The sequence below is a fragment of the Nocardioides sp. genome, assembly GCF_035547795.1.
In the GTDB taxonomy this organism is placed as follows: Bacteria; Actinomycetota; Actinomycetes; order Propionibacteriales; family Nocardioidaceae; genus Nocardioides.
On the sequence record NZ_DASZUF010000083.1, the window covers coordinates 1 to 20,332 of the forward strand.

A 20,332-nucleotide genomic window follows, 5' to 3' on the forward strand; every position below is an offset into this window, starting at 1 on the left:
GGGGGTGTGGCCGGTGGTGGTGACGGTGATGACGGCCTTGGCCTTCTTGAGCTTGGCGAGGGGGAGCTTCTTGAGCTTGGCCAGCTTGTGGGGCTTGAGGATCAGCTTGCCGATGCTCGCCGAGGTCTTCGTGACGGCTCCGCCCGGGTTGGTGTTTCCGGAGTTGCCTCCGGACGGGGGCGCCGGGATGACGAACGGGTCGGAGGTCGCGGTCAGGGTCTGGGCGTCGTCGCCGGTGCCGAGGGTGGCGGTCTGGGTGACGGTGATGGTCTTGCCCACCAGATCGGCGGTCACCGGCAGGCTGGTGCCGGTGGCGCCGGCGATCGGGGTGCCGTTCGCCAGCCACTGGGTGGTCACATTGTCGGGGTCCTGACCGCCACCGTAGGTGGCGTCGGCGAGAGTCAGGGCCTGACCGACGGTCGGTGTGCCGCCGATGATGGGAGCAGTGGCGATAGTGAATGCAGGCGTGATCACGACCTCGTGATCGTCCGCCACCGCGATGGCGGTGGCCTTCCCTTGGACCGATGCTGGTACGGCGTTCATCAGCGCATCCACGGCAGGAACTTGCTGGCCCCAAGAAAAGACATGGCCGTCCGTTGTCAGTGCCATATTGTAGCCGCCCATTGCGATGTCCGCGATGCTGGCGTCCGTCACTTGATCGGGTACCTGGTCAGCTGCGTATCCCCAGAATACAGCTTTACCTGTTGTAAGGAGCGCAGCGTTTATTAGGTTACCCTCGTAGACTTTCTCGACGTTGCCATTCAGAACCTCGTCCGGGATATCGTACTGGCCATAGTCGTAGTGGGATTCAACCGCAGTTGGTGAAAGTGACCCCCACGACACGATGGAGCCGTCACGTTTCACTGCCAAGAAGGGGTTCGTCGGTTGGTCGAGAGTGTCGGAATTCTGTGGCGCGGCGATTGATACCACGTCATTCAGCCCTTCCGGCGGGGCGTCTTGGTCAGTGAGGTAGTTTCCCCACTCGGTCACCGTACCGTTATCGAGCAGGGCCATGCCGATGTACTGGCCACAGGCCACCTGCGTGACATGCCCCTGGATGTCTTGTGGGACGAGGGTGATGCCGGTGCTGCTGTTGCCCCACGCCACTACCGTGCCGTCCGAATTTAATGCAAGCGCATTATCATTGTTCGCGCAGACCGACGTGACATGTTTGAGCCCAGAAGGAAGTTTGCCCAGGTCGTAGGCATTGTTGTAGCGAGTGTCGCCCCACACCGTGAGTTCACCATCTGCCGTGACGGCAAGAGTCGCGTTGTCGGTTGCGGCTACCGCGGTTACGGACTTGTTGCGAAGCGAGTCAGGAACGGTAGTTACAGCGGGGTCAGCGTCGTACGCGTGGGCACTGGCGTCATATTGGCCACCCCAGATGGTGACGCTGCCGGCGTCGGCCAGGTCGACGGGGACACCGGGTTCGGCATGGGCAGGCATCGCAGCGGCGCCCAGGGTGAGTGCGGCCGCGAGCACGGGTGCGGCGCAGCGGGTCAACGGGTTCACGTTGGTTCTCCTTTGGAAATGGGTGCTGGTGCGGTGCCGGGTGGTGTGTCGGCACCACACCAGTGGGGTCAGCTTGGGCTCATTTGAGCTTGAGCTTGGTGTGGCTGGTGGTGGGGTTGGTGGTGGTGTCGCCGCTGTAGGTGAGGGTGAGCTTGTTCTTGCCCTTCTTGGCGGCCTTGGCGAGCTTCTTGAGCTTGAGGGTGGCGTGGCCGTTGGTGAGGGTGGCGGTGACGGACTTCTTCTTGTGCTTGTTCTTGAGGGTGATGGTCACGGTGCCGGTGGGGGTGTGGCCGGTGGTGGTGACGGTGATGACGGCCTTGGCCTTCTTGAGCTTGGCGAGGGGGAGCTTCTTGAGCTTGGCCAGCTTGTGGGGCTTGAGGATCAGCTTGCCGATGCTCGCCGAGGTCTTCGTGACCTGCGCGGCCGGAATGGTCACCGGGCCGACGGCGGCCGAGGTAGCCGTGGTGGTCTGCGCGTCATCGCCGGTGCCGACCGTGGCCGTCTGGGTGACGGTGATGGTCTTGCCCACCAGGTCGGCGGTCACCGGCAGGCTGGTTCCGGTGGCGCCGCTGATCGGGGCGCCGTTGGCCAGCCACTGGGTGGTCACGTCGGCAGCGACGTTGAAGGTCGCCGGGGTGAGCTGCAACGTCTGGCCGACCTGCGGCGTCCCGGTGATGACCGGGTTCGCGGTGCTGCGCCGCCCCGCGCCGACGGCCAGGTCGTGGGCGGTGTAGCCGCTGACCACCTGCGCCACCGGAGCGCCGGCGAGGGAGTCGGGCACGGTCTGGGTCGAGGCGTCGCCACCCCAGTCGACGATCTCGCCGTCGGTGGTGTGGGCGACGATGGACCCGTTGACGTCGATCTCATCGACGGTCTTGCCGTCGAGGGCGGAGGGCACCGTCGTGGCCGTGCCCGCGCTCCATGTCACGACCGTGCCGTCGTCGAGAAGCGCGGCGCTGGTGGCGCCACTCGCGGCGATCGCGGTCACGTGGTGCTGGATGTCGGAGAGGCTTGCGGGGACGGCGTCGCCATCGGGATCGGAAGTCGCCATCCCCCAGGTCACGATGGTGCCGTCCGACTTCAGCGCCAAGAACGAGGTGGTCTCCGAGGCCACTTGGACCACATCGGAAAGCCCGTTCGGGACTGGGGCCAACGACGCGGTCAAGCCCCACTCCGTCACCTCGCCGCCGCTCACCGCGACGCCAGCCAGCGGCGCGGCGAGCACCTGGGTCACCCCCGAGAGTGTGGGCGCCGTACCGCTCGCACCGGCGCCCCACTGCGTGATCGTGCCGTCGGACTTCAGAGCGACGGCGTAGGCCGGCCCGGCGGAGATCTGCACCACGTCGGCCGTGCTGGCGTCCTTCAGGCTGCTCGGCAGCGCCGCGGGCGTCGAGTCAGCCCCCCAGCCGGTCACCGTGCCGTCCGCGTGGAGAGCCAGGTCGTAGTCGCCGCCGTGGCCGGCCGCGACCGAAACCACGTCGTTGCCCAGATCGGGCAGGGTGGCCTGCGGATCCGCGCCCCAGGCCGTCACGGTGCCGGCCAGATCGGCAGCGCCCGAGCCGCCTGCGGCGTACGCCGGAATGGTCAGGCCCACCAGGGCGAGCGCGCCGGCGGTCAGGCCGAGGGCTCCTTGTCGGGCGAGGGTTCTCATCGTGGTTGTTCTCCTTCTCGAGACGCTGGGTGAAGCCCAGGCGATCTAGGGATCCCGCCGAGGCCGGCGGGCGGTGGGGACGGTCGCGTTGCGGTTGGCGCGCCAGCGAGGCAGCGCGTGCCGCAGGGCGAGCAGGAGCTCGAGCCGCGTGTTCGGGTCGTCGAGCTGCTCGCCGTAGAGCCGGCGCAGGACGGTGAAGCGGTGATGCACCGTCTGCGGCGGGAGGTTGAGGCTGTTGGCGATGTGGTTCAGCGGCTGGCCGCGCTCCAGCCAGAGCAGCAGCAGCTCGGCGTAGTCGAGTACCTGCGAGGTGCGCAGCTCGTTGAACGACTCCAGGTGCTTGCGCGCGGCGAGCTCGTTGAGCAGCGGGCTGCCGCCGACCGCCAGATGGCAGATCAGGTCGTCGCAGGGCACCACCGGACCCTCGTGGCTGGCGGCGCCGGATCGCAGCAGGCGGGCCGCGCGGCGGGCCATCTCCACCGCCTCGGGGACGGCCTCGAGGGGGAGTGGCGGGCCGGTGACGACACGGTGCTGGAGGCTCTCGACGACCTGAGGGTCCTCCAGCAGTTCAGGGGCGACCAGGGCCTCGCGGCGACTGCCGACCATCGTGTCCGGCGCCTCCAGCAGTGACTTCGGGAGTACGTCGTCGACGGCGATCACGGCGACGTACGTCGCCTCCGGGTCATGGCCGGTCAGCCGCCCCAGGATGTCGATCGGCTCCGCGGAGCGGAAGAGCGCACGGCGCAGCTCCTCGTGCTGGCGCTCGCTGGCCAGTTCGCGCAGCCGGTGGGTCTCGGCGAGACCATGGCCGGCGTGATCGTGGAGCAGCTGGAGGTACTCCACGATCCGGTCGAGCACCTGGATCAGGCGATCGTGGTCGAGGTGTGGTTCGAAGTGCTGGCGGGCAGCGACCAGGGCAGCCGACTGCGCGCGCTCGAACGCGCGAGTCAGCCGCGCGCTGTCGATCTCGGACGGCAGCTCGGCGACACAGAGCCGACGGAACTGCCGACCGACCTTGCGGGCGGCGACATGCGCCACTCCGTTGGCCTCGAGGAAGGCCTGGACGGCCTCCGCTACGACGTCGACCACCGGGGTCAACGACGTGTCGCCTCCGGAGGCCGCATGGGCGACCTCGGTGATGAAGTTGCTGACCAGCTCGCTGGTCAGCGGTGTGGACCCAAGGAAAGATCCCGAGCCGCCGTTGTGTCGCGACCCCCGCAGTGTTGTCGACATGACGCTCCCTCCCTGTCGCCTCGACAGGCTGTCCTCCTCCATCCGGGGCGACGAATGGATCAAGCCACGCTGGCAAGGCGGGCAGCAACGGATTCGGCGGAACCTGTGAGGTCGAGGGCCGGAAGTTGTGACGCCCGTTACAACAAATCGCCAGATCGGGGTTTGCCGGGCCGGTCCGAGACGCCGTCGCGTGGTGTTCGCCGGGGACCGGGATGCCTGTGGAGAAGGTGCGATGTCCTGAGACATGACATGCCTGTGGAGAACGCGTTGTGCGACTATTCGAACGTGTATACGATCGGGGCAAGTCCTCCAGCGAGGTGGCGGGTCGCCCGTCGAAGCTGTGACCCAGACGCACCGGTTACGTAATTGCCCCGTGGGGCCTCCGCACGTCGCATGTGAAGCAGTGCTGCGTGCGAGGAGGTCTTACGTGTCGGATCTGTTGGGCGGGGCGGTCGCCGTCATCCGTACGGCGCTGGCCGGCGTGCGTGATGCACAGCCGCTGTATCTGTCGGCTCAGGCCAAGGCGGATCTGCTGCGCGACCTGGTCGAGGTGGAGGCTCAGGTGGCGGAGCTGCGGCTGCGAGTGCTCGGTGTGGCTCAGGACCTGGCCGTGCGCGACGGCGCCCATGACACCGGCGCCTGGTTCGCCGCCGCGGTGCCGGTCGACGCAGCGGTGGCCCGCGCCGAAGTGCGGCTCGCCCGGTCGCTCGAGACCTGGCCCCAGGTGGCGCTCGCGCTGCGTGAGGGCCGGCTGACGCTCGCGCAGGCGCATGTGATCGTGCGCTGCCTCGACGATGTCGCCGATGCGCTGACCGCCGATCAGCGGGCCGAGGCCGAGGCGCTCATGCTGGCCGAGGCGAAGAGCCTCGACCCGCGGCGGCTCCGGCTGCTGGGTCGCCGCCTGCAGGCGCTGGTGGGCCGGGACGACGCCGAGGCGGCCGAGGCGCTGCTGCTGCGAGCCGAGGAACAGGCGGCCGTGCAGCGCACCTCGCTCTCGATCACGCCGCAGGGCGACGGCACCACCCGGATCACCGGGACGGTGGCCGACGCGGTCGGCGCCCGACTCAAGATGTGCCTGGAGGCGTTCGCGCAGCCGCGCAAGCAGGCGCTGGCCGCCGACGGTCGGCGGGTGCGCTACGACCGGCTGCTCGGCCAGGCGCTGGGCGACCTGCTCGAGCGGATCGACCCGGCCGACCTGCCGTGGCACGGCGGCGATGCCACCACGATGTTCGTGACGGTCACCCTCGACCAGCTGCGAGCGGAGCTGGCGACCGCGGAGCTCGGCTTCGGTGGCGAGCGGATCACCGCAGCCGAGGCTCGGCGGCTGGCCTGCGCGGCGGCGGTCATCCCGGTCGTGCTCGGCGGGCACGGCGAGATCCTCGACGTCGGCCGCGCCTCCCGGTTGCACACGCCGGTGATGCGCAAGGCGATCCGGCTGCGCGACCGCACCTGCCGGGCCGAGGGTTGCGACGTGCCGGCGCCCTGGTGCGACGTGCACCATCCGCACCGCTGGCTCCACGGCGGCGTGACCTCGGTCGATAACGGCGTCCTGCTGTGCGCCCACCATCACCAGCGCATCCACGACCCGGCGTACCACCCCGAGCGTCGACCGGACGGGCGATACCGGATCGTGCGGCGGACGTGAGGAGGCGCTCACGGCCTGGCCCGACGGTGCTGCATGGGGGTTCGCGAGCGTCGGGGAGACGGCCTCGACGGGATCGTCGCATCGGGTCGGACCAGGCGGCTGGAGCGCGACCTGGCCGGGCCCCAGGACGCCTCTCTTGAGCCTCCGGAATGCCGTTATTAGTCCGGGACCAAATGAAGGTAACAAAACAGTAACAGCGAATCGCCGCCGGCTTCACCCACGGCTGTTGTGACGGCCGTAACACCTAACGTCGGCAGCGGCGCCGGGATCCGGGGGACGGTCCCGGCGCCACCCAGACAACCGCGCGGCGTCAGGCCGCGCCCAGCGGGAGGCAGTGATGGGCGGAACCGTCGAGGTGCACGGGCTCAGCAAGAGCTTCGGTCCTCAGAACATCTGGAGCGACGTGACCCTCACCCTCCCCGAGGGCGAGATCACCGCGCTCCTCGGTCCGTCGGGCACCGGAAAGTCGGTCTTCCTCAAATCGCTGATGGGCCTGATCCGCCCCGAGGAGGGCCAGTGCCTGGTCAACGGCGTCGACATGGTCAAGGCCAAGGAGTCGCACCGCCTCGAGCTGCGCAAGCGCTTCGGCGTCCTCTTCCAGGACGGCGCGCTGTTCGGCTCGATGAGCGTCTACGACAACATCGCCTTCCCGCTGCGGGCCCACACCCACAAGACCGAGAAGGAGATCCGCCAGATCGTCTTCGACAAGCTCGACATGGTCGGGCTGCTCGGTCAGGAGCACAAGGTGCCCGGTGAGATGTCGGGCGGCATGCGCAAGCGCGCCGGCCTGGCCCGTTCGCTGGTCACCGACCCCGAGATCATCCTGTGCGACGAGCCCGACTCCGGCCTCGACCCGGTCCGCACGGCCAACCTCGCCCAGCTCCTGCTGGACGTCAACGCGCAGACCGACGCCACCATGCTGGTCGTCACCCACAACATCGAGCTCGCTCGCACCCTGCCCGACAACCTCGGCATGCTCTACCGGCGCCGGCTGGTGATGTTCGGGCCGCGCGAGGAGTTCCTGCTCACCGACCACCCGGTGGTCTCGCAGTTCATGAGCGGCGACCCGATCGGCCCCATCGGGATGAGCGAGGAGGTCGACCACAGCCTCATCGAGGAGATCGACGAGCCGGTCTACCACGGTGGGGGCTACCCGGACGGCAATGTGATGGTTCGTTCCGGCGCCCGCGCGATCGAGGTGCTGCCCCGTCAGCTCGTCCCCTCCGGCGGGCTGCTCCGCGCCGGCGGACAGCGTCACGCCAGCCGTGTCGAGCACGGCCAGGCGCCGTTGTACGTCGCCGACGACGAGGAGCATGACCGAGCGGTTCGCTACCGACAAGGCGACCCGGTCACCCGCGCGCTGACCCAGGTCGGCGACATGTTCGCGCTGGCCCTGGACAGCCTCCGGGCCACCGCTCGCCGGCCGTTCGCCTGGCTGGAGCTGCTCGAGCAGTTCTGGTTCGTCACCAGCGTCTCCTGGATCCCGGCCATGCTGGTCGCGATCCCGTTCGGCGCGGTGATCGCGCTCCAGCTGGGCACCCTCACCGTCCAGGTCGGCGCGCAGTCGTTCACCGGCGCGGCCAGCGTGCTCGCCGTCGTCCAGCAGGCGGCCCCGATCGTCACCACCCTGGTCATCGCCGGCGCCGGCGGAGCGGCGATCTGCGCCGATCTCGGCGCCAGGACCATTCGCGAGGAGACCGACGCCATGAAGGTCATCGGCGTCTCGCCGGTGCAGCGGCTGGTGGTCCCGCGGGTGTGGGCCTGCGTTGGCTCCGCCGTACTCCTCAACGGGCTGGTCAGCGTCGTCGGCGTCCTGGGCGGCTACTTCTTCAACGTCATCGTCCAGGGCGGTACGCCGGGCGCCTACCTGGCCAGCTTCACCGCCCTCGCCCAGCTCTCCGACCTGGTGGTGGGCGAGATCAAGGCGGCGATGTTCGGCTTCCTCGCCGGCGTGGTCGCCGCCTACCGCGGCCTCAACACCCGGCCCGGCCCGAAGGGCGTCGGCGAGGCGGTCAACCAGTCGGTCGTGATCACGTTCCTGCTGCTGTTCTTCGTCAACTTCGTGGTCACGACGCTCTATCTGCAGCTCGTGCCCGGGAAGGCGGCGTGATGGCCGACGTACGCCCGCTCAAGCGGCCCTGGTGGGACAGGTCCCTCGACGGCCTGGTCCAGGCCGGCAACGACCTGCGGTTCTACGGCCGCGTTCTCGGCGCGATCCCGCACACCGTGCGCTACTACCGCAAGGAGATCCTGGCGCTGCTGTCCGAGGTCAGCTTCGGCTCGGGCGCGCTCGCGGTCATCGGCGGCACCATCGGCGTGATGGTCGGCATGTGCCTGTTCGTCGGCACGGTCGTGGGCATGCAGGGGTACGCCGCGCTCGACCAGATCGGCACCGCGACCCTCAACGGCTTTATCTCCGCGTACTTCAACACCCGTGAGATCGCCCCGCTGGTGGCAGCGCTGGCACTGTCGGCCACCGTCGGCGCCGGCTTCACCGCCCAGCTCGGGTCGATGCGGATCAGCGAGGAGATCGACGCGCTGCGGGTCATCGGCGTCCCGGCGGTCCCCTACCTGGTCACCACCCGCGTGGTCGCCGGCTTCATCGCGATCATCCCGCTCTACGTGATCGGCCTACTCACCTCCTACGCCGGCTCGCGCATCGTGACCGTCTACTTCCGCGGCCAGTCGGCGGGCACCTACGACCACTACTTCCATCTGTTCCTGCCGCCGGTCGACATCTTGCTGTCCTTCATCAAGGTGCTGATCTTCGCCGTGCTCACCATCCTGATCCACTGCCGGATCGGCTACCAGGCCCACGGCGGTCCGGCCGGGGTCGGCGTCGCGGTCGGTCGCTCGGTGCGCCGCACCATCGTCACCGTCGCGATCCTGGACCTGCTGCTCTCGCTGGCGATGTGGGGCTCGACCACGACCGTGAGGATCGCCGGATGAGCCGCATCTCGCGCGCCCGCGCCCTCGACGCCACCCTCGGCCTCGGGTACGTCGTGGTCATCGTCGCCTTCCTCGCCGCGGTGGTGCTGGTCTACAACAAGGCCTTCACGCACCGCACCGACATCACGCTGACCACCACCTCGATGGGCAACGCCCTGGAGAAGGGGTCGGACGTGAAGTACCACGGCGTCCCGGTCGGCACCGTGACGCAGATCGTCCCGGCGGGCCACGGTGCCCGGCTGACCCTCGCGTTGGACCCCTCGGTCGCCAAGAACCTGCCCAGCACCACCACGGCCCTGCTGCTTCCCAAGACCCTCTTCGGTGAGCGGTACGTCGATCTGGTCGCCCCGACCGGCGCCACGCCCGGCGGCCTGCACGCAGGTGCGACGATCGCGCAGGACTCCTCCGACGAGGCCGTACAGCTCCAGGACGTCTTCGACCACATGCTGCCGATGCTGCAGGCGCTCGAGCCGCAGAAGCTCGCGGCCACCCTCGGTGAGCTGGCCGCGATGCTGCGCGGCGAGGGCGACGCCATCGGCGACGACATGGCCTCCTGGGCGGCGTACTTCCGCAAGATCAACCCGGAGGTGCCGCAGATGACCAGCGACTTCGCCGCGCTCGGCAAGGTCGCAGACGAGTACGCCGACGCGGTCCCCGACCTGCTCAACGCGCTCGACACCATGACCACCACCTCGGCCACCCTGGCCAGCCAGCAGACCCAGCTGAGCCAGGTCTTCGCCACCGTCACCTCGGCCGGCGACACCACCACCGGCTGGATGAACGACAACTCCCAGACCATCACGGTGCTGTCCAAGCAGAGCCGTAAGGCGCTGGCCGCGGTGGCGCCGTACGCCAGCGAGTTCCCCTGTCTGCTCAAGGCCACCGCCGACTACGTCCCGGTGATGGACAAGACCCTCGGCAAGGGCACCAAGGAGCCGGGCATGCACGTGGTGCTCAACGTCGAGCCATCGCGCGGCAAGTACGTCGCCGGCAAGGACAAGCCGGTGCGCGCCAGCGGCGGCCCGCGCTGCCCCTACGAGACCGGGCAGAGCGGCACCAAGGCGGCGCCGCGGACGGCCGCGAGCGCGACCGACCCGGCCGACGTCACCGACACCCCGAGCAGTGCCCCGACGAGCACGCCGAGCAGCACCCCGACGAGTACACCCACCGGCACCGCGCGGCACGCCACCACCACGACCGCCGACGACCAGCCGCCCACGATCCCGGCGCCCCCCTCGGACGCCCTGGAGCAGCAGGTCACCAGCGCCGCCACCGGCCTGGGCCAGGTGAACTCGCCAGCCGAGAACCAGATGATCGCCGAGCTGGTTGCGCCGACGGTCGGGCTGAGCCCCTCGGCGTACCCGGACTGGGGCAGCCTGCTCATCGGCCCCCTCCTGCGCGGAGCGGAGGTGACGTTGAAGTGAAGAAGACCCTGGTCAAGAGCCTGCTGTTCACCCTCGTCACCGTGCTCGCCACGGTCACCCTCGCCGGGGTGATCCGCAACAGCGCGAGCGGGCCCTCGCGGACCTACCACGCGCTGTTCTCCGACGCCACCAGCCTCAACAAGGGCGACGACGTGCGGATGGCGGGGGTGAAGGTCGGCACCGTCACCGGCATCAGCCTCAAGGACAACCAGGTCGCCGACGTGAGCTTCACCGTCGCCAAGGACGCGCCGATGACGCGCGGCACCACCGCCGAGCTGCGCTTCCGCAACCTGGTCGGCCAGCGGTACGTCGACATCCACCCGGCCGACTCGCCGGGGCCGACGCTGCCGGCGGGGTACACCTTCTCGCTGTCGCAGACCAAGCCGGCGCTGGACCTGACGCTGCTGTTCAACGGCTTCCAGCCGCTGTTCCAGTTCCTCGACCCGAAGGACGTCAACACGCTCTCCGGCGAGATCATCGCCGTCTTCCAGGGCGAGGGGCCGACGGTCAACGACCTGCTCTCCAGCACCGCCAGCCTGACCTCCACCCTGGCCGACCGCGACCAGGTGATCGGCGAGCTGATCACCAACCTCAACAACGTGCTCGGCGTGGTCGACGACCACTCCGACCAGCTGGACACCACGCTGGTCACCTTGCAGCAGCTGGTCAGCGGCCTGGCCCAGGACCGCAGCACGATCGGGGACACGATCGACGGCCTGGGCAAGCTGACCAGCAGCGTCGCCGACCTGCTCGGCGACAGCCGCAAGCCGCTCAAGCAGGACATCGCCTCACTGGGCAAGCTGTCGGGCAACCTCTCCGACGGCGACACGTTCGACAGCTTCCTCAAGACGCTGCCGACCAAGCTGGACGCCATCGGCCGCACCGCCAGCTACGGCTCCTGGCTCAACTTCTACCTCTGCTCCATCCAGGGCAAGATCCCGCTTCCGGAGGGCTACATGGGTGACCTCGGTGCCAACCCGGTCGCGACGAGGTGCAGCTGATGAAGCGCTATCCCACCTCCTTCGCAGAGCGGAACAAGGTCGTCATCGCGATCATCGGCCTGCTCGTGCTGGCCCTCGCCTTCTTCGTCACCTTCGAGGCGGACGCGCTGCCGGTCATCGGCGGGGGCAAGATCCAGAAGGCGTACTTCGCCGAGGCCGGCGGCCTCAAGACCGGCAACGAGGTCCGGGTCGCGGGCGTCAAGGTCGGCAAGGTGACCGACATCGACCTGGTCGGCGACCGGGTGCTGGTCTCCTTCCGGGTCAAGGGCGTCAGGCTCGGCGACCAGACCAGCGCCGCGGTCGACGTGAAGACGCTGCTCGGCCGTAAGTACCTCGCCCTCGACCCGGCCGGCACGAAGCCGCTGAGCGGCCCGATCCCGGTCAGCCGCACGACCACGCCGTACGACGTGAACGCGGCGCTCTCCGACCTGTCCACCGACCTTGGGCAGATCGACACCGGCCAGCTGGAGAAGAGCCTGGACACCCTGACCCAGGCGTTCCAGGACACCCCGGCCGCGGTGCGCTCGATGGTCAGCGGCCTGACCGCGCTGTCGAAGACGATCTCCAGCCGTGACACCCAGCTGGCGCAGCTGTTCCAGAAGACCACCTCGGTCTCCAAGACGATCGCCACCCGCGACGACGAGCTGGCCAAGATCGTCGACGACGGCAACGCCTTGATGAGCGAGCTGGCGGCGCGCCGTCAGGCGGTGCAGGAGATGCTCCAGGGCACCGCGAAGCTCGGCACCGAGGTCGAGGGCCTGATCAAGGACAACCAGGCCCAGCTCACCCCGGCCCTGCAGAAGCTGGACAAGGTCTCCGAGATCCTCCAGCAGAACCAGGACAACCTCGACTCCGCGGTGAAGAAGCTCGGGCCCTACTACCGCCTGCTCACCTCCGCGATGGGCAACGGCCACTGGGTCGACGCCTACGTCTGCGGCCTCTTCGACGATCAGGACGCGCCGGTGCTCGACAACGACGTGGTCCGCAACTGCCACCCGGGAGGTGCGAAGTGAGTGCCTCCAGCGGACGCAACCGCCTGCGCAGTCTGGTCGTCGTGGGGGCCGTCGCGGTCCTCCTCGTCGCCGGCCTGACCGGCTTCCGACTGCTCCGTGGTGGTGGAACGACGTTCAGCGCCCTCTTCGACACCACCGTCGGTCTCTACAAGGGCTCGGACGTCGAGGTGCTCGGTGTCTCCGTCGGTTCGGTCACCGCGGTCAAGCCGGAGGGCTCGAAGGTGCGGGTCACGATGCGGCTCGACCGGGGCCGCTCGGTCGCGGCCGACACCGGCGCGGTGATCGTCGCCCCCACCCTGGTCAGCGACCGCTACGTGCAGCTGACCAAGCCGTACACCTCCGGGGCGAAGCTGCGCGACGGCGCCACCATCAGCCAGACGGCGACCCCGGTCGAGATCGACCAGCTCTACAACAGCCTCGACAGCATCATGAAGGACCTCGGGCCGGACGGCGCCAACAAGAACGGCGCGCTCTCCCGGCTGCTGCAGGTCGCGGCCGCCAACCTGCAGGGCAACGGCAAGGACATCAACACCATGATCGGCGAGTTCGGGAAGGCGACCGGCACGCTCGCCGACTCCGGGGACGACCTGTTCGCCACCATCGGCAACCTCGAGGCGATCAACAAGACCCTGGCCGACCACAACACCAGCGTGGCCGGGATCAACCGCCAGTTCGCCCAGGTCACCCAGTACCTCGCCGACGACCGCGACGACATGGCCGCCGCGGTCGCCAACCTAGGCGACGCGATGGCCGACCTCGATGACTTCATCAACGACAACCGCGACCAGCTCAAGACCAGCGTGCAGAAGCTGGTCGGCCCCACCCAGGTGCTGGTCAAGGAGAAGAAGTCGCTCAAGGAGGCGGTGCGGACCATGCCGCTGGCGCTGCAGGACTTCCTGTCCGCCTACGACGTCAACTCCAACACCATCGAGGGCCGCGGCGACCTCAACGAGCTCTCGCTGTGGTCCAAGGACGGCCTCTCGGCGCGCACCTCCACCGACGCGCCGCCGACCCTGCTCCCCGGCGTGGGAGGTGACAAGTGAAGCGGCGGCTGATGGCCGGCGGCGTCGCCGCCGCGGCCCTGACCCTCGCCCTGTCCGGCTGCTCGATGGGCGGCTGGGTGTACAACGCCAACCTCCCCGGCGGCGCCAAGCTCGGGTCGAACCCGATCACGCTGACCGCGGACTTCGCCGACGTACTCGACCTGGTGCCGCAGTCCAGCGTCAAGCTCGACGACGTCGCCGTCGGCCGGGTCTCGCACATCACCCTCGAGCCCGACGGCCACAGCGCCCGGGTCACCCTCGAGGTGAATCGGTCCGCGGACCTGCCCGCCGGCACCACCGCACGCCTCGAGCAGACCTCGCTGCTCGGGGAGAAGTACGTCGCCCTGGTGCCACCGACGACCGTGCAGGCCGGGCCGCGGCTCAAGAGCGGCGACAAGCTGCCGCTGTCCTCGACGTCCGAGGCCGTGGACGTCGAGCAGGTGCTCGGTGCGCTGTCGCTGGTCCTCAACGGCGGTGGCATCGGGCAGTTCCAGGAGATCTCGCGCGAGCTGCAGAAGGTCGGCGACGGCCGCACCGACCAGATCCGCGACTTCCTCACCCAGATCGACCGGTTCGTCTCCGGGCTCAACGATCGCAAGGACGCGATCACCTCTGCGCTCGACGGACTCGACCGGCTCTCCACCACCCTCAAGGGCGACGACGACGAGATCGCGCATGCGCTCGACGGCCTGAGCCCTGGCATGAAGGTGCTCGCCGAGCAACGTCCCCAGCTCGTCACCATGCTCAAGGCGCTGGACAAGCTGTCCGACGTCACCGTCTCAACGCTCGACAAGTCCCAGAAGGACATGGTTGCCGACTTCAAGACGCTCGATCCGATCCTGACGCAGCTCGCCAAGGCGGGCGCGGATCTGCCGAACTCCCTGCAGATCCTGCTGACGTACCCGTTCCCCGACTCCGTCCTGGGTGCGATCAAGGGTGACTATCTGAACGTCTTCATGACCACCAACTTCCGCACGCTGCCGGCTGAATGTGCGGGAGAGGGCTGTGCATGGCCCCAGGTGGGTGGCGGGTCGGCGGCTGCCTCGGCCAGAACTGGCACCCTCCCTCTTGCCGCCTCTGTCACCGATGCACCGCCGACCCTGCTGCCACCCACGGACACACCGCTGCCGGGCGTGTCCACCTCGGCAGTGCCGGGCCCGAGCATCCTGCCACAACCGACCACGACTCCGTCCGCGACTTCGTCGAAGAGTCCGTCACCGACTTCGGCCCCGACGGCGGGTGTCACGTTGGGAGCGTCCTCGGCCACCTCGCCGTCGTCGGGCGCCCACTCGCCGTCGGGGTCGGACACCCCGACCCAGCCACCGAGCCGCTCGTCCTCCGCCGAGTCGGCCACCGCCACGCCGGAAGGGGAGTGACGGATGCTCACCACCTCCATCCGGGTCAAGCTGATCGCCTTCGTGGTCGTCGCGCTGGTCGCGATGGCCTACCTGGGAGCGCGATACGCCGGCATCACCCTGGTCAGTTCCGGCTACCAGGTCACCGTCGTCCTCCCGGACGCGGGCGGCCTGTTCAAGAACGGCGAGGTGACCTACCGCGGCGTACCCGTCGGGCGGATCGAGGCGCTGAAGCCGACCGCCTCCGGCGTCGAGGTCGCCGTGCGGATCGACTCCGGCGCGCCACCGATCCCGGCCCACCCCACCGTCAGCGTCGCCGACCGCTCCACCATCGGCGAACAGTATCTGGAGCTGGCCGGGCCCGCGCCCGGCTCGACTCACCTGCGCGGCGGCGACCGGGTGGAGGCGGCCTCCGCGACGTTGCCGCCGGACCTGTCCGGGCTGCTGCAGGACGCCACCGACTTCACCGCCTCGGTGCCCACCGACGACCTCAAGACGGTCATCGACGAGAGCTACGACCTCTCCCAGGGCGTCTCCGGGGATCTGCGTCGGCTGATCAGCACCTCGCAGCAGTTCCAGCAGCAAGCCAACGACAACTGGCTGGTCAGCCAGGCACTGATCCACGACTCGGCGACGGTGCTGCAGACCCAGGAGGAGGCGGCGGCCGACATCAAGAGCTACAGCACCGACCTGGACCTGTTCGCCAAGACGATGAAGAGCTCCGACGGCGACCTGCGCAAGCTGATCGACAACTCGCCGGCGGCCGCGCGCCAGATCGGCCAGCTGATCGACCAGGTGGGCAAGCCGCTCGGCACCCTGATGGGCAACCTGGTCACCACCGCGGAGGTCTTCGGCACGAACGCCGACGGGTTGCAGGACACCCTGGTCCGGGTCCCCGAGGCGGTCAGCATCGGATGGGCGGTCAACGGCTCCAAGGGCATGAACATGGGCCTGATCCCGACGTTCTTCGACCCGCTGCCCTGCACACAGGGCTACGGTGGCACCACCATGCGCTCCGGCACCGACACCTCCGCAGGCAAGCCGCTCAATCTGTCGGCCGGCTGCACCGCCTCCCCGTCCTCGGGGAGTGACGTGCTCGGCCCCGCCAGCCTCGGCAGCGGCAAGTCGCCGGCCACCGCCCGCATCTCGGTCCCCGGCTCGCTCGCCGACCTGCTCGGCGGCGACCAGTGAGCGCCGAGGTGGAGGAGAGATTGGCGGAGGCCGCCGAGGAGCGGCCCCGCGGCGTACGACGGCTCTGGCCGCTTGCCGTTCTCCTGATCGCACTGGTCGTGGCGGCAGCCGGACTGTTCAGCTGGTCGCGCGCGGCGCATGACGACTCGATCGCGTTGGCCAAGACGCGCGACGCCGTCCTGATCGCCGCGACCTCGCACATCGAGACGCTCAACAGCCTGGACTACCGGCACGTCGACGCCGGCCTGGCGAAGTGGGCGGCGGTCACCACCGGCACGCTGCACGACCAGGTCACCCAGGTGAGCTCCGACGAGCGCAAGCTGCTGGCCGACCAGAAGAAGGTCTCCACCGGCAAGGTGGTGGACGCGGCGGTGTTCTCCCTCGACGGGGACTCCGCGACCGTGGTCGCCTCGGTCGAGGTCACCGTCCAGGACGACACGAAGGCCGACGCGACGCCGACGGTCAAGCGCAACAGGTTCAGCGCGGACCTGGTCGACGTACACGGGAAGTGGCTGGTGGAGAACCTGCAGCAGGTGGCGGTGGACATCTCATGATGCGATGGCTGGCGATGACGGCGGCGGTGGTGCTGCTCGCGGTCGGTGCGTTCGGCTTCGTGCGCGACCACCAGCTGCGCGACACCGACGCGACCCGCAACCACGCGCTGGTGGACGCGACCGCGACCTCGCAGGTGCAGTCGCAGGTCTCGCAGGCCCTGGTGAAGGTGCTGAGCTACGACTACGCCGACCCGACGCCGACACAGCAGGCCGCGGCGAAACTGCTGGCCGGCGATGCCCGCAAGCAGTACGACACGCTGTTCACCACACTGCAGCAGAAGGCGCCGGGCCAGCAGCTCGTGCTCACCGCCGAGGTGCAGAGTGCCGCGGTCAAGACCCTGACCGACTCGACCGCCACCCTGCTGGTCTTCCTCGACCAGTCCTCGCAACGGGCCACCGACAAGCAGGCCAGCGTCTCGGCGGCGCAACTGCAGGTCGACGCGGCCAAGGTCGGCGGCAGCTGGCGTATCACCGGACTCAAGCCGCTCTGACCGGAGATGGCCCGGGGCGCACATCACGGGTGACCCGCCAGTGGACCCTGATCTACGCCCCGGACTATCCGAACTGTCGGTGGTCTCCGGCAGGATGGCAGCCATGGAGGCAGTGCTGGGGGAGGACGGCGTCGCGCGGTGTGGCTGGGCCGGCGGCCCGGGCCCGATGCGGGACTACCACGACACCGAGTGGGGGGTGCGGGTCAGCGGCGAGTCGGCGTACCTGGAGCGGCTGACGCTGGAGGCGTTCCAGTCCGGGCTGTCGTGGTCGACGATCCTGGCCAAGCGGCCGGCGTTCCGGCGGGCGTTCTGCGACTTCGACGCCGACGCCATCGCCGCGTTCACCGACGACGACCACGCCCGCCTGATGCAGGACGCCGGGATCGTGCGCAATCGGCTCAAGATCGCCGCGGCGATCACCAACGCTCGGGCCACCGTCGCGCTGCGCGAGTCCGGTGGCCTGGAGCAGCTGGTGCTCTCGTTCGCTCCCGACGGCGCCGCCACGGATCACACCGCGACGGTCTCGGCGGAGTCCCGGGCGCTCTCCAAGGAGCTGAAGAGGCGCGGGTTCGTCTTCGTCGGCCCAACCACGATGTACGCGCTGATGCAGGCCGTCGGCATCTTCGACCCGCACCTGCCCGGTTGCTTCCGCGCGGCCTGAATGCTCATCGAGGTATGCAGGGCGGGCTCGGGGGCTCAGCGCGGAACTCCGCTGGGGAAGTGACGGTGCCTACCTCGACGAACCAACGGCGGTCAGCCCAGCGCGGCGGCCTCGGCGGCCAGCTTGGTGATCCGCTCCCAGTCGCCGGCGGCGAGCGCGTCTGGGGGGGTCAGCCAGGAGCCGCCGACGCAGCCCACGTTGGCCAGCGAGAGGTACGACGGCGCCGAGGCGAGACTGATGCCGCCGGTCGGGCAGAACCGCGCGTCCGGCACGACCGTCGGCAGGGCGCCGAGGTAGGTGACGCCGCCGGAGGCCTCGGCGGGGAAGAACTTCATCTCGGTGTGACCGGCCTCGAGCACGGTGAGCACCTCGGAGACCGTCGCGGTCCCGGGCAGGAACGGCAGCCCGGTGTCCTCCATCCCGGCCAGCAGCGCCGGCGTGAGACCCGGCGAGACCAGGAACGACGCCCCCGCCGCGGCCGCCTCGGCGGCCCGAGCCGGCGTGGTCACGGTGCCGGCGCCGACGGTGATCTCGGGAACCTCGGCGGCGATGGCGCGGATGGCGTCCAGCGCGGCCGGGGTGCGCAGGGTCAGCTCGATGACGCCGACCCCACCGGCGACCAGGGCACGGGCGACCGAGACGCCCTGCTCGGCCGAGTCGACCACGACGACCGGGACGACGGGGGAGAGGGAGAGCAGCGACGTGGACGACTCAGACAAGGGTTGCCTCCGGGGCGGGAGTGAGCAGCGGGAAGACCGAGGCGCCGGTGTCGGCAGAGCCGACCGAGGCGCGGAACGACGCGAACAGTTCGCGGCCGGTCCCCGTCACGTCCACGGGCGCGCTGCCGGTCGCCGGACGACGGGCGAACTCCTCGGCCTCGACGTCGATCGAGAGCCGGCCGCTGACGGCGTCGACGGTGATCACGTCACCATCCTGCACGCGCGCCAGCGGGCCCCCGAGCGCGGCCTCCGGCGTCACGTGGATGGCGGCCGGAACCTTGCCCGAGGCCCCCGACATCCGGCCGTCGGTCACGATCGCGACCCGATAGCCACGGTCCTGCAGCACGCCGAGCGCCGGGGTGAGCTTGTGCAGTTCGGGCATGCCGTTGGCGGCCGGGCCCTGGTAGCGGATGACCGCGACCAGATCTCGCTCGCACACGCCGTCGCTGAAGGCCTGCAGGAAGTCGGCCTGGTCGTCGAAGACCATCGCCGGCGCGCTCACCACCTGGTGCTCGGGTGCGACCGCGGAGGTCTTGATGACGGCGGTGCCGAGCTCGCCGCGCAGCACCCGCAGGCCGCCGTCGACCGAGAACGGGTCCGTGACCGACCGCAGCACCTCCTCGTCGTACGACTTCTCCGGGCCCTCCGACCAGGAGACGGTGCCGTCCGGGCCGAGCACCGGCTCGGCGCAGTACGCCGAGAGGCCGCGGCCCATGATCGTCTGCACGTCCTCGTGCAGCAGCCCGGCCGAGAGCAGGGTGCGGATCAGGAACGCGATCCCGCCGGCTGCGTGGAAGTGGTTCACGTCCGCGGAGCCGTTGGGGTAGACCCGCGCCAGCAGCGGCACCACCGCCGACAGGTCGGACAGGTCGTCCCAGGTCAGCTGGATGCCGGCCGCGCGGGCGATGGCGACCAGGTGCAGGGTGTGGTTGGTGGAGCCGCCGGAGGCGAGCAGCGCGACGCACGCGTTGACGATCGCCAACTCGTCGACGAGCTCGCCGATCCCCGGGGCGCCCTGGCGCGCCAGCGCGGTGACGCGCTCGGCCGCCGCCTCGGTCAGCCCGTCGCGCAGCGACGTGTCCGGGTTGGTGAAGGAGGCGCCCGGCAGGTGCAGCCCAAGCACCTCCATCAGCAGCTGGTTGGAGTTCGCGGTGCCGTAGAACGTGCAGGTCCCGCGCGAGTGGTAGGACGCCGCCTCGGCCTCGAGCAGCTCCTCGCGGCCGATCTTGCCCTCGGCGTGCAGCTGCCGGATCCGCGCCTTCTCCTTGTTCGGCAGCCCCGACCGCATCGGCCCGGCCGGCACGAACACGGTCGGCAGGTGCCCGAACGACAGCGCCCCGATGAGCAGACCGGGCACGATCTTGTCGCACACGCCGAGCATCAGCGCCCCGTCGAACATCTCGTGGGAGAGCGCGATCGCCGCCGACATCGCGATCACGTCGCGGGAGAACAGCGAGAGCTCCATCCCGGCCCGGCCCTGGGTGATGCCGTCGCACATCGCCGGCACGCCGCCGGCAACCTGGGCGATGCCGCCGGCGCGGGCGACCGCCTTCTTGAGCACCGGCGGGTAGTCGGCGTACGGCGCGTGCGCGGAGAGCATGTCGTTGTAGGCGGTCACGATCGCCACGTTCGGCTTGGCGTCGGGCGCCACCACCTTGAGGCCGGACTTGTCCTCCGGCGCCGCGGCGGCGAAACCGTGCGCCAGGTTGGCGCAGCCGAGCCGCCCGCGGGCGGGGCCGGCCTGGGCGGCGGCGCGGATGCGGGCGAGGTACGCCGCGCGCGTGTCGGCGGAGCGCTCCGCCAACCGGTCGGTGACGGCGGCAACGGTGGGGTTCATCAGGACTCCTGCCAGGATCGGCCGTCCCGCTCGATGAGCGTGAACGACGCGGT

General features: G+C 69.7%; 17 protein-coding genes. 12 read left to right on the forward strand and 5 right to left on the reverse strand.

Translation table 11 applies throughout. The features are described 5' to 3' along the window. From VHA72_RS05965 to VHA72_RS05975, 3 genes are all read right to left on the reverse strand, one after another. A partial coding sequence (locus tag VHA72_RS05965; protein WP_325573528.1) for a hypothetical protein occupies positions 1-1,512 on the reverse strand: 1,512 nt, incomplete at its 3' end. Between the two features lie 79 nt (positions 1,513-1,591). Beyond that, entirely contained in the window at positions 1,592-3,163 is a 1,572-nt protein-coding gene (locus VHA72_RS05970; protein ID WP_325573529.1) for an Ig-like domain repeat protein, read from the reverse strand. A gap of 45 nt (positions 3,164-3,208) precedes the next feature. Then, on the reverse strand, positions 3,209-4,396 hold the full coding sequence (locus tag VHA72_RS05975) for a helix-turn-helix domain-containing protein (protein WP_325573530.1): 1,188 nt from the start codon (positions 4,394-4,396) through the stop codon (positions 3,209-3,211). A 427-nt stretch (positions 4,397-4,823) separates the two neighbouring features. Here VHA72_RS05975 and VHA72_RS05980 point away from each other — a divergent pair, with 427 nt between their 5' ends. The 12 genes from VHA72_RS05980 to VHA72_RS06040 all read left to right on the forward strand — a co-directional run bounded on the left by VHA72_RS05980 (position 4,824) and on the right by VHA72_RS06040 (position 17,723). Next, positions 4,824-6,041, forward strand: a complete 1,218-nt coding sequence (locus tag VHA72_RS05980; RefSeq protein WP_325573531.1) for an HNH endonuclease signature motif containing protein — start codon at positions 4,824-4,826, stop codon at positions 6,039-6,041. A 337-nt stretch (positions 6,042-6,378) separates the two neighbouring features. Next, entirely contained in the window at positions 6,379-8,151 is a 1,773-nt protein-coding gene (locus tag VHA72_RS16545; RefSeq protein ID WP_524538571.1) for an ABC transporter permease, read from the forward strand. After that, positions 8,151-8,990, forward strand: coding sequence for an MlaE family ABC transporter permease (locus tag VHA72_RS05995; protein ID WP_325573532.1), 840 nt, complete (start codon positions 8,151-8,153; stop codon positions 8,988-8,990). Before VHA72_RS16545 ends, VHA72_RS05995 begins: the two co-directional genes overlap by 1 nt. Then, the gene (locus VHA72_RS06000; RefSeq protein ID WP_325573533.1) at positions 8,987-10,414 is read left to right on the forward strand and encodes an MCE family protein; all 1,428 of its coding nucleotides are present in this window, start codon (positions 8,987-8,989) and stop codon (positions 10,412-10,414) included. Before VHA72_RS05995 ends, VHA72_RS06000 begins: the two co-directional genes overlap by 4 nt. Then, positions 10,411-11,415 (forward strand): MCE family protein, encoded by a 1,005-nt coding sequence (locus VHA72_RS06005; RefSeq protein ID WP_325573534.1) that lies wholly within the window; start codon positions 10,411-10,413, stop codon positions 11,413-11,415. Before VHA72_RS06000 ends, VHA72_RS06005 begins: the two co-directional genes overlap by 4 nt. After that, the gene (locus tag VHA72_RS06010) at positions 11,415-12,428 is read left to right on the forward strand and encodes an MCE family protein (RefSeq protein ID WP_325573535.1); all 1,014 of its coding nucleotides are present in this window, start codon (positions 11,415-11,417) and stop codon (positions 12,426-12,428) included. Before VHA72_RS06005 ends, VHA72_RS06010 begins: the two co-directional genes overlap by 1 nt. Next, positions 12,425-13,471, forward strand: coding sequence for an MCE family protein (locus VHA72_RS06015; RefSeq protein WP_325573536.1), 1,047 nt, complete (start codon positions 12,425-12,427; stop codon positions 13,469-13,471). The genes VHA72_RS06010 and VHA72_RS06015 overlap by 4 nt, the downstream gene beginning before the upstream one ends. Continuing rightward, positions 13,468-14,847: an MCE family protein gene (locus VHA72_RS06020; RefSeq protein ID WP_325573537.1), complete on the forward strand. Its 1,380-nt coding sequence runs from the start codon at positions 13,468-13,470 to the stop codon at positions 14,845-14,847. The genes VHA72_RS06015 and VHA72_RS06020 overlap by 4 nt, the downstream gene beginning before the upstream one ends. Positions 14,848-14,850: 3 nt before the next feature. Further along, positions 14,851-16,017 carry an MlaD family protein gene (locus VHA72_RS06025; RefSeq protein ID WP_325573538.1) on the forward strand — a complete coding sequence of 389 codons (1,167 nt, stop codon included), beginning with the start codon at positions 14,851-14,853 and terminating at the stop codon, positions 16,015-16,017. After that, positions 16,014-16,571, forward strand: coding sequence for an Rv1363c family protein (locus VHA72_RS06030; protein ID WP_325573539.1), 558 nt, complete (start codon positions 16,014-16,016; stop codon positions 16,569-16,571). The genes VHA72_RS06025 and VHA72_RS06030 overlap by 4 nt, the downstream gene beginning before the upstream one ends. Next, a complete protein-coding gene (locus tag VHA72_RS06035) occupies positions 16,568-17,062 on the forward strand; it encodes a hypothetical protein (protein WP_325573540.1) in 495 nt (164 codons plus the stop codon). The genes VHA72_RS06030 and VHA72_RS06035 overlap by 4 nt, the downstream gene beginning before the upstream one ends. A gap of 103 nt (positions 17,063-17,165) precedes the next feature. Then, complete coding sequence (locus VHA72_RS06040; RefSeq protein ID WP_325573541.1) at positions 17,166-17,723, forward strand: DNA-3-methyladenine glycosylase I; 558 nt, start codon at positions 17,166-17,168, stop codon at positions 17,721-17,723. A 92-nt stretch (positions 17,724-17,815) separates the two neighbouring features. Here VHA72_RS06040 and VHA72_RS06045 read toward each other — a convergent pair whose 3' ends face one another. Together VHA72_RS06045 and edd are read right to left on the reverse strand one after the other, a co-directional pair. Beyond that, complete coding sequence (locus VHA72_RS06045) at positions 17,816-18,442, reverse strand: bifunctional 4-hydroxy-2-oxoglutarate aldolase/2-dehydro-3-deoxy-phosphogluconate aldolase (RefSeq protein ID WP_325573542.1); 627 nt, start codon at positions 18,440-18,442, stop codon at positions 17,816-17,818. Beyond that, positions 18,435-20,279, reverse strand: a complete 1,845-nt coding sequence (edd, locus tag VHA72_RS06050) for a phosphogluconate dehydratase (protein WP_325573543.1) — start codon at positions 20,277-20,279, stop codon at positions 18,435-18,437. Before edd ends, VHA72_RS06045 begins: the two co-directional genes overlap by 8 nt. Between the last annotated feature and the right edge of the window lie 53 nt (positions 20,280-20,332).